The sequence below is a fragment of the Lentzea sokolovensis genome (assembly GCF_033949975.1).
GTDB classification, from domain to species: domain Bacteria; phylum Actinomycetota; class Actinomycetes; order Mycobacteriales; family Pseudonocardiaceae; genus Lentzea; species Lentzea sokolovensis.
On the sequence record NZ_JAXAVU010000016.1, the window covers coordinates 543872 to 557206 of the forward strand.

At 69.1% G+C, this 13335-nt stretch carries 13 protein-coding genes; 2 read left to right on the plus strand and 11 right to left on the minus strand.

Annotated elements, in window-relative coordinates:
* Nucleotides 1-104 precede the first annotated feature (104 nt).
* Together SK854_RS42865 and SK854_RS42870 are read right to left on the minus strand one after the other, a co-directional pair.
* Entirely contained in the window at nucleotides 105-956 is an 852-nt protein-coding gene (locus SK854_RS42865; RefSeq protein WP_455032271.1) for a winged helix-turn-helix transcriptional regulator, read from the minus strand.
* A 555-nt stretch (nucleotides 957-1511) separates the two neighbouring features.
* The gene (locus SK854_RS42870) at nucleotides 1512-1973 is read right to left on the minus strand and encodes a carbohydrate-binding protein (protein ID WP_319980891.1); all 462 of its coding nucleotides are present in this window, start codon (nucleotides 1971-1973) and stop codon (nucleotides 1512-1514) included.
* A gap of 193 nt (nucleotides 1974-2166) precedes the next feature.
* Between SK854_RS42870 and SK854_RS42875 the strand changes: the two genes are divergently transcribed.
* On the plus strand, nucleotides 2167-4068 hold the full coding sequence (locus SK854_RS42875; protein ID WP_319980892.1) for an ATP-binding protein: 1902 nt from the start codon (nucleotides 2167-2169) through the stop codon (nucleotides 4066-4068).
* 200 nt (nucleotides 4069-4268) lie between these two features.
* Here SK854_RS42875 and SK854_RS42880 read toward each other — a convergent pair whose 3' ends face one another.
* From SK854_RS42880 to SK854_RS42910, 7 genes are all read right to left on the minus strand, one after another.
* The gene (locus SK854_RS42880; RefSeq protein ID WP_319980893.1) at nucleotides 4269-5234 is read right to left on the minus strand and encodes an MBL fold metallo-hydrolase; all 966 of its coding nucleotides are present in this window, start codon (nucleotides 5232-5234) and stop codon (nucleotides 4269-4271) included.
* Nucleotides 5235-5471: 237 nt separating this feature from the next.
* On the minus strand, nucleotides 5472-5885 hold the full coding sequence (locus tag SK854_RS42885) for a PPOX class F420-dependent oxidoreductase (protein WP_319980894.1): 414 nt from the start codon (nucleotides 5883-5885) through the stop codon (nucleotides 5472-5474).
* A gap of 164 nt (nucleotides 5886-6049) precedes the next feature.
* On the minus strand, nucleotides 6050-6577 hold the full coding sequence (locus SK854_RS42890; protein WP_319980895.1) for a MarR family winged helix-turn-helix transcriptional regulator: 528 nt from the start codon (nucleotides 6575-6577) through the stop codon (nucleotides 6050-6052).
* A gap of 175 nt (nucleotides 6578-6752) precedes the next feature.
* On the minus strand, nucleotides 6753-7325 hold the full coding sequence (locus tag SK854_RS42895; protein ID WP_319980896.1) for a hypothetical protein: 573 nt from the start codon (nucleotides 7323-7325) through the stop codon (nucleotides 6753-6755).
* A gap of 225 nt (nucleotides 7326-7550) precedes the next feature.
* Complete coding sequence (locus SK854_RS42900; protein WP_319980897.1) at nucleotides 7551-9314, minus strand: tetratricopeptide repeat protein; 1764 nt, start codon at nucleotides 9312-9314, stop codon at nucleotides 7551-7553.
* The gene (locus SK854_RS42905) at nucleotides 9311-10519 is read right to left on the minus strand and encodes an ATP-binding protein (protein WP_319980898.1); all 1209 of its coding nucleotides are present in this window, start codon (nucleotides 10517-10519) and stop codon (nucleotides 9311-9313) included. The genes SK854_RS42900 and SK854_RS42905 overlap by 4 nt, the downstream gene beginning before the upstream one ends.
* Entirely contained in the window at nucleotides 10516-10959 is a 444-nt protein-coding gene (locus SK854_RS42910) for a hypothetical protein (RefSeq protein WP_319980899.1), read from the minus strand. The genes SK854_RS42905 and SK854_RS42910 overlap by 4 nt, the downstream gene beginning before the upstream one ends.
* A gap of 103 nt (nucleotides 10960-11062) precedes the next feature.
* Between SK854_RS42910 and SK854_RS42915 the strand changes: the two genes are divergently transcribed.
* Entirely contained in the window at nucleotides 11063-11782 is a 720-nt protein-coding gene (locus SK854_RS42915) for a DinB family protein (protein ID WP_319980900.1), read from the plus strand.
* Nucleotides 11783-11788: 6 nt separating this feature from the next.
* Here the strand turns inward: SK854_RS42915 and SK854_RS42920 are convergent, their stop codons facing one another.
* The gene (locus SK854_RS42920; RefSeq protein ID WP_319980901.1) at nucleotides 11789-12979 is read right to left on the minus strand and encodes a cytochrome P450; all 1191 of its coding nucleotides are present in this window, start codon (nucleotides 12977-12979) and stop codon (nucleotides 11789-11791) included.
* A gap of 106 nt (nucleotides 12980-13085) precedes the next feature.
* Nucleotides 13086-13335, minus strand: a 250-nt coding sequence (locus SK854_RS42925; RefSeq protein WP_319980902.1) for an adenosylhomocysteinase, incomplete at its 5' end; no start/stop codon positions are given.

The following is a 13335-nucleotide window of genomic DNA, read 5'->3' on the forward strand; positions in this document are numbered from 1 at the left end:
CCGCGACCGCGAGCGGCTGGCCGTGCCGGCCGGCAGGGGTCGCCGGTCGGCACGACCGCTCTGGCCACTGCCCGCGATGGCTGTCCCAGGCGGGCGTGGAGCGATCAGTTGCCGAGCGGCGAGCGCCCTTCCAGCCGAGCCGCGAACTCGGCCAGATCGGCCGCATACCAGCGAGCCAGTTCGGCGATGACCCCGGCGGTGTGCGCCGGCAGGTCCGCCACCAGACGCTCCCGCTCCGTGCTGCCGACCGCGTTGGCGTCGAGCCAGCGCAGCATCAGCCGTCCGGCGTCGGTGAACCGCAACGACGGGTCCCGGTGGATGCCCCGCAACAGGGCGGCGACGTCCTCGGACGTGAGGCCGTTGTGGTCCTTCTTCTGGTGCCGGTTCCCGGCTCGGTGCGCCGCGGAGACCTGCTCGGGTACCGGATCAAGCCCTCGGTCCATGCGATCGCGGACGTCCTTCACGGTTCCAGGGGAGATGCCGGTGGCCCTGGCGATCTCGCGGATCGAGGCGTCCGGTTTCGCGGACAGCATCTCCGATGCCAGCCGCCTGCCCCCGGCGGTGCTGACCGGACGCCTGCGCCCGTCCATCCCGACCCGGCTGTTCAACTGCGGACCTTCCGCGGTTGAGCACCCGCGCAACCCGGAAATCGTCCTGGCCGAGAGACCGGTGGCCACGGCGATGACCCGGTCCGACCACTCGGGGTAGTCCCTCAGAATCCGCGCCGCCGCCTTCTTGCGTTCTACCAGCGACAACGGCAACCCGTGCGCCGTATTCGCCCGCACACCGACCACGAACGCACTGTTCTCGTCGCCGTCGAAGAACCGCACCCGGATCTCGTCGGCACCCGCGGCCCTGGCCGCCTGCAGACGGTGCGCGCCGTCGATCACCCGCATCGTCTCGCGGTGCACGATGATCGGTGGCAGCTCGGTAATGGATTCGTTGAGCACCTGCACGTGTGCTTCGTCAATACCGGTCGAGCGCGGCGAGTTCCCGATCGACAGGGTACGCGTGGATATAGTCCGCACCGGCCCGGTAGTCAATGGAAAATCGAGTGCTGATCCTCCCCTGGCTGCAGGCACGAACGCTGTTTCCCCAGTCCTCACAACTCCCCCAGCAGATTCATCACGCCATTGGACGGCAGTATCTGTGGTCAGAAAACGGTACCTGCCAGTGTTGGCGCTGCCCCCTGTGCTTTGCCTCCACAAGAGGCCATGGTCCCGGTAAGCAGACCTCCTTTCAAGCCGACGATCACGTGATTCCACACCGGCGCGCCCGCGGTCGCCGGGTGTCCGGTCGGCGGGCACGGAAAATCAGGCGTCGATCACGCTAGGGGCCGCGGCTGACACGGCGCTGACAGGTCGTTCGGCCGCACACGACCAGGGCGAATCCGGTGAGTCGCCCTTCACCACGATGGCACGCGTCGGCGCGACGACCGCCCCGCACAGCACTCGCGCCCGCATGCCGGGATCACGCGAAGAGCGCGAGCAACCACCCTTGATCCCAGCCGGTCACGGTCCGCGGTGGCCGAGCCGGTCGAGGTTGATCGAACCGGTGTCGTTCTGGCCGCAGGACGGCGTCACCACCGGGTCGCGGCCGCTCGACGGGACGTCGTCGAAGGTGACCGTGCCCCAGGCGTCCCAGCTGTCGGAGACCTTCGGGAAGCTCACCTGACGCACGGCGCGTCCGTCCACCGACAGCGTCATCGTGCGGGCGTCGATGTTGGCGTTCGCGTACCGCACTGTGATCGCGCCGGAGCCCGGTGCCGCCGACGTGCGGTGCAGCGTGAACGACGACGTGGCGCCCTGCGCCCAGAGGCCGTCGATGAACGCCCTGCCGAAATGGCCCGTGTGGTTGACGTTCGTCTTGACGCCGCCGGTGTTGTGCGCGTCCTCGGCTTCCAGCTGAGCGGGGGTCGGGCAGCCGGAGACGGTGCCCGCGGTGTCGGAGCAGCGGTCCCCCGCGTCGGGCACGCCGTGCACCCTTCCCGACGGCCGGACCCGATCGGTGCCGAACTGCAGTGCACCATGGAAACGCTCCCACGGAATACGGCCGCCCAGGATCCTGTCCGCTTTTGCACGAGCCCGCCCGGCGGCTAGACCGATCGCGCGCGGTTCCTGCGCGAACTGGACCTGTCTGCGGTACAACGAAGGTGTGCACAACGAGGTGAGTGGGGTCGTCCACGGCACCGTGGTGCAAGCACGTGACGTGTACCTGCAGTCTCGGGCCCCGATGGCACTCGACGGACTGCCACCGGTCGCCGCCGAGTTCACCGGCCGGTCCGCGGACCTCGCCGTCGTCGCCGCGGCGCTGGACGGCCCGCAACCGGTCGTCGTGTCCACGGGACTCGCCGGCGTCGGCAAGACCACGCTGGCGGTCAAGGCTGCCCACGACGCCGCCGGTCGGTTCCCGGGCGGTGTGCTGTTCATCGATCTCCAGGGCTACGGCACGCGCGTCGAACCGCTGACCGCGCTCGCCACCTTCCTCGGCGCGCTGGGAGTGCTGCGGGTGCCGGAGTCGCAGCCGGAACGAGAGGCGCTCTACCGCTCCCAGCTCGCGAAGCGCCGGCCGATGCTGGTGGTGCTGGACAACGCGTCGTCGTCCGAACAGGTCCGGCCGCTGCTGCCGCCGGGCGACCAGCACCGCGTGCTCGTGACCAGCCGGCACACGCTCGGAGATCTGCAGGGCGCCCGGCGTGTCGAGATCGACGTGCTGCCGGCCGACGACGCGGTGAGGATGCTCGCGAACCTCCTGCAGGCCACCGATCCCACCGACACGCGGATCGCCGATGCCCCGCGGGCCGCGCACGAGATCGCCGAACTGTGCGGACGGTTGCCGCTCGCGCTCGGCATCGTGGCGGCCCTGCTGTCCGACGATCCCGGGCTTCCGCCCACCGAACTCGTCGTACTGCTGCGGGAAGCGCGACTGGCCGAACTCAGCTACGACGACCTGGCCGTCCGCGCGGCGTTCGACCTCTCGCACGCCAGGCTCGCCCACGAGGAGCAGCGGCTGTTCCGGTTGCTGTCGCTCAGCCCCGGCCTCCAGGTCAGCACCGAGGCAGCGGCGGCACTGGCCGGCCGATCACCGCAGTCCACGCGGAAGCTGCTGACCGGCCTGCGGCGCGCGCACATGATCGAGAGCGGTGAACCGCCCGGCTGGTTCCGCTTCCACGACCTGTTGCGGCTGTACGCGGCAGAGCACTGCGATGCCGAAGCGGAAGAGGTGCGCGAGGCCGCGCTCATCCGCCTGATCGACTACTACGTCGAGGCGGCGGAGCAGGCCGAACAACAGTGGCCCGGCCTTGAGAGCCGCAGGCGTGCCCACGTCTGGTTGCGAGCCGAGCGTGACAGCATCCTCGCCGTCATCGCTCTCGCGCACCGGACCGGCCGTCGTGAACAGGTGCTGCGCCTGGCGTTCGCCTTGGGCACGTTCCTCTACTTCTTCTACAGCCGCCGCACCGCGGCCGAAGGGATCTCCGCCTACGAACTGGCTCTGGACGCGGCCGTGAGCCTGGGCGATCGGAAAGCGGAGACCAAGGCCTTGCTAGGACTGGGGCGCCTGCACCGCGAGATGGGCCACGACGAGGCCGCTCGCGCACTGTTCGAGTCGGCCGCCGCGCTCAGCCGCGACCTCGATGACGACGAGAGTCAGGGCGAAGCGTTGCACAAGCTGGCATTGCTCGCCCGGCGCCGCAAGGACTTCGACGCGGCATGGCGGCTCCACGGCGCGGCCTTGGCGTGCTTTCGCAAGGGCGGCCTTCGCTCCGGTGAGGCCCAGGTCCACTACAGCCTGGGGGTCCTCGCCGACACCGCGGGGCTCTCGGAACGCGCGGTCGAGTACTTCCTGGACTGTGTCGAGATCTCCCAGGCCGCCGGCCGCCACGACCTGGTCGGGCATGCGCACAAGCACCTCGCGTTGCTCGCGTGGGACGCCGATCAGCAGGACGAGGTGCAGCGCCAGTTGCACGCCGCCCATGCCGCCTACCTCGAAGGGGGACACGAGCGGAAGGCGGAGCAGCTCTGGTCGCAGTTCCGGAAAGCCAGGCACAGCAGGCAGTCGCGCGACTGAACGCACGCCAGACCGCGGCGCCACCACATCGCAAGGCCTGCCAGCGGAGCAAGACCGGCCGGACACGTACGACAGGACCCACGTCGAAGGTTGAGGCGACGGGCGCGTGAGACGTCCATGTCCGTGGGACTGGAACACCTGGGCGAGCCGTCCGCCGCCGTCGCACGATCGTGCGACGGCGGCGGACGGGACGGCGTCGGTCAGGGGTGGATCTGGTAGTCGGTGACGGTCCCGAAGTCGATGTTCACGGCCTCGGCCATCGCCCAGGCGTTCGACCAGGTGAAGACGTCCGCGCCGGCGAGCCGGTCGGCCCACCGGGGGACGATCGCGTCGGTGGCCTGTCCCGCGACCGCGTCGAAGTAGGCGCCGAACCTGGCCCATCCGTTCGCGCGGTCGAGGGAGCCGGTCACCTTGGCGAAGTCGACGGACGCCAGCGCCTGCGTCGCGGCCTCCTGGAGATTCGTGACGTAGTCGATCTGGGTGTCGACGTCCGCGGGTGTTCCGAGCCGGGTGAGGTGACCGGCGACCAGGGTGTCGAAGTCGTAGTTCCTGGTCGCGTGGTGGGCCCTGATCCAGCCGGGGACGTCCGCGCTCACGGCGAGGTAGGCGAACGGGACCCAACCGGGGAAGATGACGTCGACGAACATGAGCGTCTTCTGCGCCGGCGCGAAGATGTGGATGTTGCCGGTCGAGTGGTTCGGGCCGTGGAAGTCGAGCTGCAGCGAGTGCTTTCCTTCACCGACCACCATCGAGGTGTCGAACACATCGGTCGGCACGGGGCGGTTCTTGTCCTGAACGTCCGACAGTTGACGCGCGGTTTCGCGGTGCGCGTAGCGGCGGACGGTGTCCGGGTAGATGCTGGAGGCGCCGATGTGGTCGGAGTGCTGGTGGCTGTAGATCACGTCGGTGACGGGCTTGGCGGTGACCTTCGCAATCGCCCTGGTGATGTTGTGTCCGAGCGTCGGAGGCGCGTCGACGGCGATGACACCCTCGTCGGCAACGGAGAACATCATCCCGTAGCCGCCATCGGTCAGCCAGTACAACTGGTCGGCGATCTCCTGGACGAGGTATCCCTCGTCGGGGATCTTCGGTCCGTCCGCCGTGCTCGGGACGGGCAGGGTCGAGCTGTACCTGGGCTGGGTCGGCTGGTAACCGGTCGCGGTCATGATCTTCCTGTCTGTGGATTCGAAGGGTGCGGGGAATTTGGGCGCGCGAAATCCAGCCAGCGCGTGCACGCGAGGCGTTGGTGCGCAACGGAAGAACGCGAGAGCCGACGCGGGAAAGGTCGGCACGATGATCGCGCCCGCGGCGATCAGAGCGGGCGCGGTCGCCTGAGAAGCGGGGTGGGGCGTGGCTCGACGTCGCCGGCGGCCACTACGGCCGGCAGCGGCAACCCGGCAGCCTCAGTCCTCGATGTTGTTGGTGTGATCGGCTTTTCGCGTGGGATTGTCCACACGCGACCCTGGCGACCAGGCGCCGGACAGGTTCATCGACCAGCTCGTGACCGGTCTGATCCTCAGCACGTCCTGGCCACCGCGATCGACGAGTTCGGCCGTGCCGTACACGCGAAGGAACCGCGGGGTCCACGGTTGCCGGGTCAGAAGATCGTCGATGATGAGAGCGACCTTGTGCTGACCGGCCCGCACGTTGCGAGCGCGACGGGTGTTGCCGGGGTCGTGGCCGCCGACGTAGAAGTCGGTGCCGTCGAAGTCGAAGGTGACGGGTGTCGCGTCGGGCTGACCGTCGGGCGACACGGTGGCGATGCGGGCCAGCGGCTGGTCGGCGATGTAGGCGCGTTCTTCTTCGCTGAACGACATGGAGGGCTCCTCGTGACTCGACCTGAACATACTTGTTCGAACAGGTAACTGCACGGAGTTGTTCCGAGGGCGATGTCGTTTTCGGGTGGTCCCGGTCACACCTGAGGCTTGATGTCGAGCTCGAACCGACCGAGCGGTTGCCGGCCCGGCGTGGGGAGACCTCGTCAGATTTGCGCGATGCCGTCGATCTGGGCGTCGACGAGGATGTGCGCCTGGCCGGACTCGACGGTCTCGAGCAGCGCCAGAAGGACGTCGCGTTGCTCTTGGTCGAGGCCTCGCGTCACGGTGGCTTCCAGCTCGGACCACACCTGCTCGACGCCGGCGCGCAACGCCTGGCTTTCGGCAGTCGCCTCGATGATGGTGGCCCGCTTGTCGCGCTCGTCGCGACGCCGGGTGATGAAACCCTCGTCCTCAAGTCTGCGGATGGTCCGCGTCATCGTGGCGGCGTCCGAGCCGAGGAGGTTGACGAGGTCGGTCTGCCGCTGCGGCCCCACGCCCCACAACTGCATCATCACGAGCTCCTGCGCCGGATGCAGGCCACTGGGCTTGAGCAGCTTCCGTGCGTGCAGACGATTCAACCGCGCCACCCTGAACAACGCGTGGGTGATCGGGCCGAGGTCGGCGACCATGGGCGGAACCGGCAGGCTCGGCACGTGCCCGGAGGACGGTTGGTCACCTGACGTACTCGGCATTGATCGTCTCCTCGTGAGGCATCGAACGCTTGGCACCGTCGCCACTTCAGGCGAAGCCTAGGCACTCCGACACGAGCGTCATCGACAAAGGCCGGTCGACACTCGAAGACACCTACGAGGTGCGAGAGTCGACCGGCCGTTGCCGTTGGAGCGGTGGGGATGCCGCCGGAAGAGATCAGCAGGTGACCTTGACGGTCGCGGCCGCCTGGAACGACACGTGCACGTGGTCCATGTGGTTGGCCGTGGGGCTGCCACGGTCCTCCATCGGCGAAAAGCCGCTGCCGTCGTTGTAGCGCTGGCGCCAGATCACGTAGGTCACGCCGAACGCCTTGCGGTTGGCCAGCACGTAGTCGGCCAGGGCGTTGCCGGTGGCGGTGTTCACCATGAAGTCCAGCGCCAGGCCCTGGGGGTGCTCGCCGGAACCGCCCCGGCCGGCGGCGCCGCCGATGTCCGTGACACCGAACTTGCCCGCGATGTGGTGACCCACCTGCGCCACGTGCGGCTTGACGCCGTCCAGAGTGGTCGGACAGGGCGGGGGCGGCGGAGGCGGCGGCGGGGCCTCGGGGGTTGTCGTGGTCACCGGGGGCGGCGTGGTGGTCACCGGAGGTTCCGAGGACGACGGCGCGGTGGTGGAGGTCGTGACAGGCCGCAGGTCTTGGCTGACGGACGTCTGCGGGGCGGCCAGAAGGGCGGCGGCTCCGGCTGGATCGACCGGCTGGTCGGAGCCCCGGACGACCCAGAAGGTCACGCCCAGGCCCACGGTGAGGGTGACGGCGACTGCGATGGGCAGTTTCCGGCTGGCTGTCTCTTGCGTTCTATGTCGGCCCGACATTCGGGAACACCTTGCGTTGGGGACAGGGCATGCTCACACAGCGCGCCACATTACGAAATGAACACGACAACATCACAGGCAAGTGTTCATGGTCACATCTCTGCTGGTGAGCGCGCTGCTACAGAAAGCGACATCCCCTGTTCAGTCGTCTGCCGGCTGGACGGCGGCCACGAAGATCCGGGCGAGTTCCCCAGCCTTCCACTGCAAGCCGAGTCGATGCTCCGCGAGGTCGTAGTTGACGGTGATCTCACGGGAGGCGCGATTCTCCCAGCTGTTGTGCACGAGGGCGCCGTGAGCGCGCACGTGGGCATCGACTGGTTCGCGTTGCCCGCCGAGGTCCAGCCCGGAGATCACGCGGTCGGCGCTCGGGCAGAGCGCGACGTCGACGGTCACCTTCTTCACCAGACCGTCGAGCAACGCGATGTCGACGCCGTCGGGACCTGGGAGCACGGGGTCCAGCGCGCTCTGCCGGACGGTCGAGCCGGGGAAGAGCCCGCGCAGCTCCTCGTACGGCGCAGAGCTCTCGGACGTTCCCAGAGCGGCGTACATCGTGGCGATGGTGCCGCTCAGCGACGTGCCGGGGACAGCCGGCAGGCCGACCGGGAGCGCCTCGGCCTTCCGGGGTGCCGGTCGCGGATCCTGACCGCCGAAGCCCGCCACCCGGTCCCAGATCCAGTCGGCCACGGACGCGGCCACGGGCTCGTCTGGGTGTCCTGGGCGGCGCTTGACCAGCTCTCCGAACGCGACGACGACCAGGTGCGCCCCGGCGTCGTCGGTCATCACCTGTTCCCAGACCTCGTTCTCGGGCCAGTCCGGGTGCGCTTGAGGGTCGGCCTCGATCTCGGTGCTCATGGCGATGATCTCGGCTGCCGACATCAGGCGGAACGGCTCGGCGAGCCCCCAGGCGCCACCGGAGCCGGGCTGCTGGCCGTCGTGCCAGGCCACCAGGTCCTCCGCGGCCATGGAGCCGAGCTCGTCCCTCTGGGACTCGTCGGCGATCGAGGTACCCGGTCGCAGGGTGGCGCGCAGGCCGGCGGGCATCACGTCGTCCAGCGCCGCCAGCGCGGAAGCCAGGTCGGTGCCGAGCATCTGGTCGCGGAGCTGCTGCCACCCCATCTCGATCACCCCGGCGTTGCGGACGTCCTCCAGCGAGATGTCCTGGGCGTGGGCGTTCTCCAAGATCTGCCGCAACGTCCGCGCCGTCCCCACCAGGTTGTGCAGCATCTCCTCGGTCGGGTTCTCGCGCAGCAGTCGCAGGCCGAGTTGTTCGGCGTCGGCGAACCGGTACTGCACCAGATAGGCCCAGCCGAGCATCAGAGCGACCCACGAGTTCGCCGCGTCGACCCGGACGGCCTCCTCAGCCGTGGCGGCGAAGCGGTCGGGTGGCGCGAAGGTCCCCAGCAGGTACGCCGCGCGCTTCCCCAGCGCGCCGGGGAGTCCGTCCGGCGCCGTCCGGGAGCACAGTGCGACCGCCTCGTCGAGCCGGCGCCAGCCCTCCTCGTGGTCCCCGCACAGTGCCTGGGCGAAGCCCAGCTCCATCCAGTCGTCCCACTCCTCGCGGTCCTCGCCCAGCACCTTGCGCGCCCACCGCAGCGCCTCGGCATGATCGTGCTCGGCCAGCGCCAGGTGCCGGAGGGCACGAGCCGCGTTGATGAACTGGCCGTCGCGGCGGCCGGCCACCTGGAGATAGAGACGCCGCGCCTCGACGGCATCGCCGCACACCTCACGGTGATTGCCGAGCAACAGCGCCGCGCTGCTCCGCTCCGGCTGGGACGCGAGGACCTGTGAGGCCAGCTCGGCGATCCTGGGATGCGCCGGTTGTGCCGCGAAGAGCTCCCAGGCCAGGTCCAGGTTTCGTTCGACGGCGCCGTCGTCGCCGGAGGCCGTGCGGCCGAAGTCCCTCATCGCATGCCTCGCTTGACCCGGTACGCCCGGAGTTGATCGAAGGTGCCGTCGTCGACGCCGTACTCGAGCACCGGCGCCACCTGGTCGAACCACGACGTGGTGGACGGAGTGACGCCGCCGACCGCGGCCAGCATCGCGTCGGTGGTGACGGGCACCAGCTCACCCCTGCTCATCGACTCGACCATCGCCTGCTGCAGGACGGTGGTCGTCAGGTGGCTGAGGTCGGCGCCGGAGAACCCTTCGGTCGCCGCCGAGACGGCGGCGACGTCGACATCGCCGGCCGGCTTGCCCTCCAGCGCGCCCCGGACGATCGACGCCCTGGCGGCGGCGTCCGGTGGCAGCACCAGCACCGTCCTGTCGATCCGGCCCGGTCGGCGCAGCGCGGGGTCGATGTCCCACGGCCGGTTCGTCGCCGCCAGGAAGTAGACCCCGTCGTTGGCGCTCGCCACACCGTCGAGCTCCTCCAGCAACTGCGTCACGAGCATCCGCATCGACTGCGACCCGCCGCCACCGGACGTGCGCCGGCCGCCGAGCGCGTCGAACTCGTCGAAGAAGATCACGCACGGCGTTGCCGCGCGTGCGTCGCGGAACACGCTCTGGATCGCCTTCTCGCTCTCCCCGATCCACCTGCTGAGCAGGTCCGCGAGGGTCACGTGGATGAACGACGCCCCGAGATCGCCCGCGATCGCCCTGGCGATGAACGTCTTGCCGCATCCGGGTGGGCCGTACATCAACAGCGACCCGCCCGGCTTCTGCCCGAACGCCGCCGCCAGCTCGGGATTGCGCAGCGGCGCCAGGAACGTGGTGTCCAGGTGCCGTTTGACCTCGGCGAGCCCCGCGACGTCGGCCAGCGTCACCGCCGGGCGTTCGGCGTCCCACAGCGACGCCTGACCGGCAGCGCTGTCCTGACGGTCCTCATCGGACGGGGCCGGAACCGGCGTCCGCTCGCCTCCCCCGGTCGGTGCCGCGGGCGGCGGGTTCGAAGCTCGTAGCCGCGCCGCCATCAGCCGGGCGCGCAGCAGACGGACCCGTGCCGGATCACCGCCCACGGCCTCGAACTTCTTCAGTTCGGTGGCCGCGCGTCCCAGGTCCTGCTCCAGTAGCAGCGTGACGAAGTCCTCACGCAGGGCCAGATTCGCGGGGTCGGCGTCCACCTCGCGCGCGATCACCTCGACGAAGCCGTCGCCCGAGCCGGCACTGTTCACCGCCCGGCCCCCTCGAGCCAGCTCTTGAGCAGACCCAGGTTCGCCAGCGGGATGTAGTGACCGAGCCGCGGATGGTCCAGCGTCACGCCGAAAACGCCGACCTGGCCGAACGAGGCGACGTAGTCGATCGCGACCGGCATCGGCACGCCGAACGTCGGCACCGCGCTCCCCTGCGAGTCGGCCAGCCCGAGGACGTGGCCGGCCTCGTTCGCCCGTGCGGCGCTGCTGTAGAGGCAGATCATCGACCCCTGCTCAGCGGCCACGGCATAGGGACGGGGCTGGTCGGCCGAGCCCCGCGCGATGAAGAACCAGTGCTCCAGAGCGGTCGCCTGGCGCCACAGCGCGATCTGCGCCGTCGTGTCTCCCGCGGGCGCTGCCTTGACCGCCTCGTCGAGGCGGTCAAGCTCGGCGACCGTCGCGGGGTCGTTGTCTCTGATCACGCGGTTCTCTCTCGTCTGCTCCGGTTTCAGACCAGAGAGAACCATGCCGCCGATTACGACGAAACACCCGGTCAGCCATGTGCTCGGACCTAGGATGCGGAGCATGACGCGATACGTCGACGAGGACCTGCACGGTGCGGAGTTCCGCGAGTGCGATCTGACCGGAGCACGCCTGATCGGCGTCGTCCTGCAGGACGCCGTGATCGAGGGGCTCGTCACGAACCTCGTGGTGAACGGCGTCGAGGTCACCGGGTACGTCGAGGCGGAGCTCGACCGGCGCCATCCGGCGCGGGTGCTGGTCCGCTCCGAGGACCCCGCCGATCTGCGCGAGGCAGCGCGGCAGCTCCACGCCGGCTGGGCCGCCACGACCGAGCGGATCCGCCGTGCGCCCGGCATCGAGCGCCGCAGCGTGAACGACGAGTGGTCGGCGGTGCAGACGATGCGCCACCTCGTCTTCGTCCACGACTCGTGGTTCCGCCGCTGCTGCCTGGGCTCGACGGAGCGGTTCACGCCGATGGGCATCGGGCCGGACGTCGAGCCCTACCGCGAAGCGCACGGGCTCGACCTCTCGCTCGACCCGACCCTCGACGAGATCGGGACCGTGCGTGCCGCACAGGCCGCCGAGCTCGAGGCCTGGCTCGACGACGTCACCGCCGAGCAGCTCGCAGCGCCGGCGCCGGTGCCCGGCGACGACGTCTGGCCGCCGTACGCGCGCGGCCGCTCGGTGCGGCAGTGCCTCCGCACGGTGCTCAACGAGACCTTCGAGCACCACGGCTTCTGCGTCCGCGATCTCGACCTGATCGAGGCGCGGGACGCCGAGTAGGGCCGTTCACTCCGACCAGGTCACGGGCAAGGAGTGGACTCCGTAGAGCAGCATGTCCGTGCGCAGCGGCACTTCTTCCGGCTTCACGTCCAGGCGGAGGTCGGGGAACTCCTGGAACAGCCTGGAGAGGCCGAGCCGCATCTCGATCCGGGCGAGTTGGTGGCCGAGGCATTGGTGGATGCCGTGGCCGAACGCGAGGTGGTGGTGGGGTGCCTCGCGGCGCAGGTCGAGCTCGTCGGGGTTGCCGGGGAACTTCTTCGGGTCCCGGTTGGCCGTGGGCAGGTGCGCCAGCACGGTGTCACCGGCCTTGATCACGTGCCCGTCGATCTCCACGTCTTCGAGCGCGGTGCGCAACGGTCCGAAGTGCGGGACCGAGAGATAGCGCATGAGCTCCTCGACGGCGTTGTCGATGATCTCCGGTTCGTCCTTGAGGATCTTCAGCTGGTCCGGGTGCTGCAGGAGCGCGAACGTGCCGAGGCCGAGCATGTTCGCCGTGGTCTCGTGGCCGGCCAGCAGGAGCAGCAGCGCCATGTTCGACGCTTCCTCGTCGGTCGGCCCTCCGGTGACCAGCAGGCCGCTGAGCATGTCGTCGCCGGGGTTCGCCTTCTTCCTGACCACCAGTTCGCCGATGAAGCTGCGGATTCGGTGCAGCGCCGCCATCAGCTCCTCGGGCGAGGTGTTCTGGCTCGCCAGCATCTCGGTGTCTTCCTGGAACCTGTGCCGTTCGTCGTAGTCGATGCCGAGAATCGCGCAGATCACCAGCGATGGGATCGGGAGAGTGAACTCCTTCACCAGGTCCGCCCGGTTGCCGAGGGAGCGCAGATGCTTGATCTGGTTCTCGACGATCTCGCCGATCCAGTCGGACAGCTGGTTCATCCTTCGCACGGTGAACTGGCCCTGCAGCATCTTGCGCATCCGGGTGTGGTCCGGCGGGTCCTGGCTGACGAAGTTGCCGGGATCGTCGGAACCCTGGAACCGCGGGTCGAGCAGGTGGTGGTTCTCCCTGCTGCTGCTGAACTTGGGGCTGCCGAAGACTTCCCGCAACTGGTGGTAGCCGGTGACGAGCCAGCCCAGGTGTCCGTCGGCGAACCTCAGCCTGCTGATCGGGGCCTTGTCACGGATCGCGGTGACCTCGGCGGGCGGGTCGAACGGATTCTGGCGTTCCAGTGGCAGTCTGTCGGAGATCACTTCGGTCATCTCGCACAACTCCGGTGTTCAGGCACGGAATTTCCTTTGGTGGCAACAACGTTCGACGGCAACGGTCCGGCCCCAGGTCGAGCCGGACCCGTCACCGTCCATGCGCTCAGTAGCGGTAGTGCTCGGGTTTGAACGGCCCGGCGACATCCAGTTCCAGGTAGGCGGCCTGGTCCTTGGTGAGCTCGGTGAGTTCGCCGCCGAGTGCTTCGAGGTGGATGCGGGCGACCTTCTCGTCGAGCACCTTGGGCAGGCGGTAGACCTCGTTGTCGTACTCCTTGAACTTGGTGAACAGCTCGATCTGGGCGATCACCTGGTTGGAGAAGGAGTTCGACATGACGAACGACGGGTGACCCGTC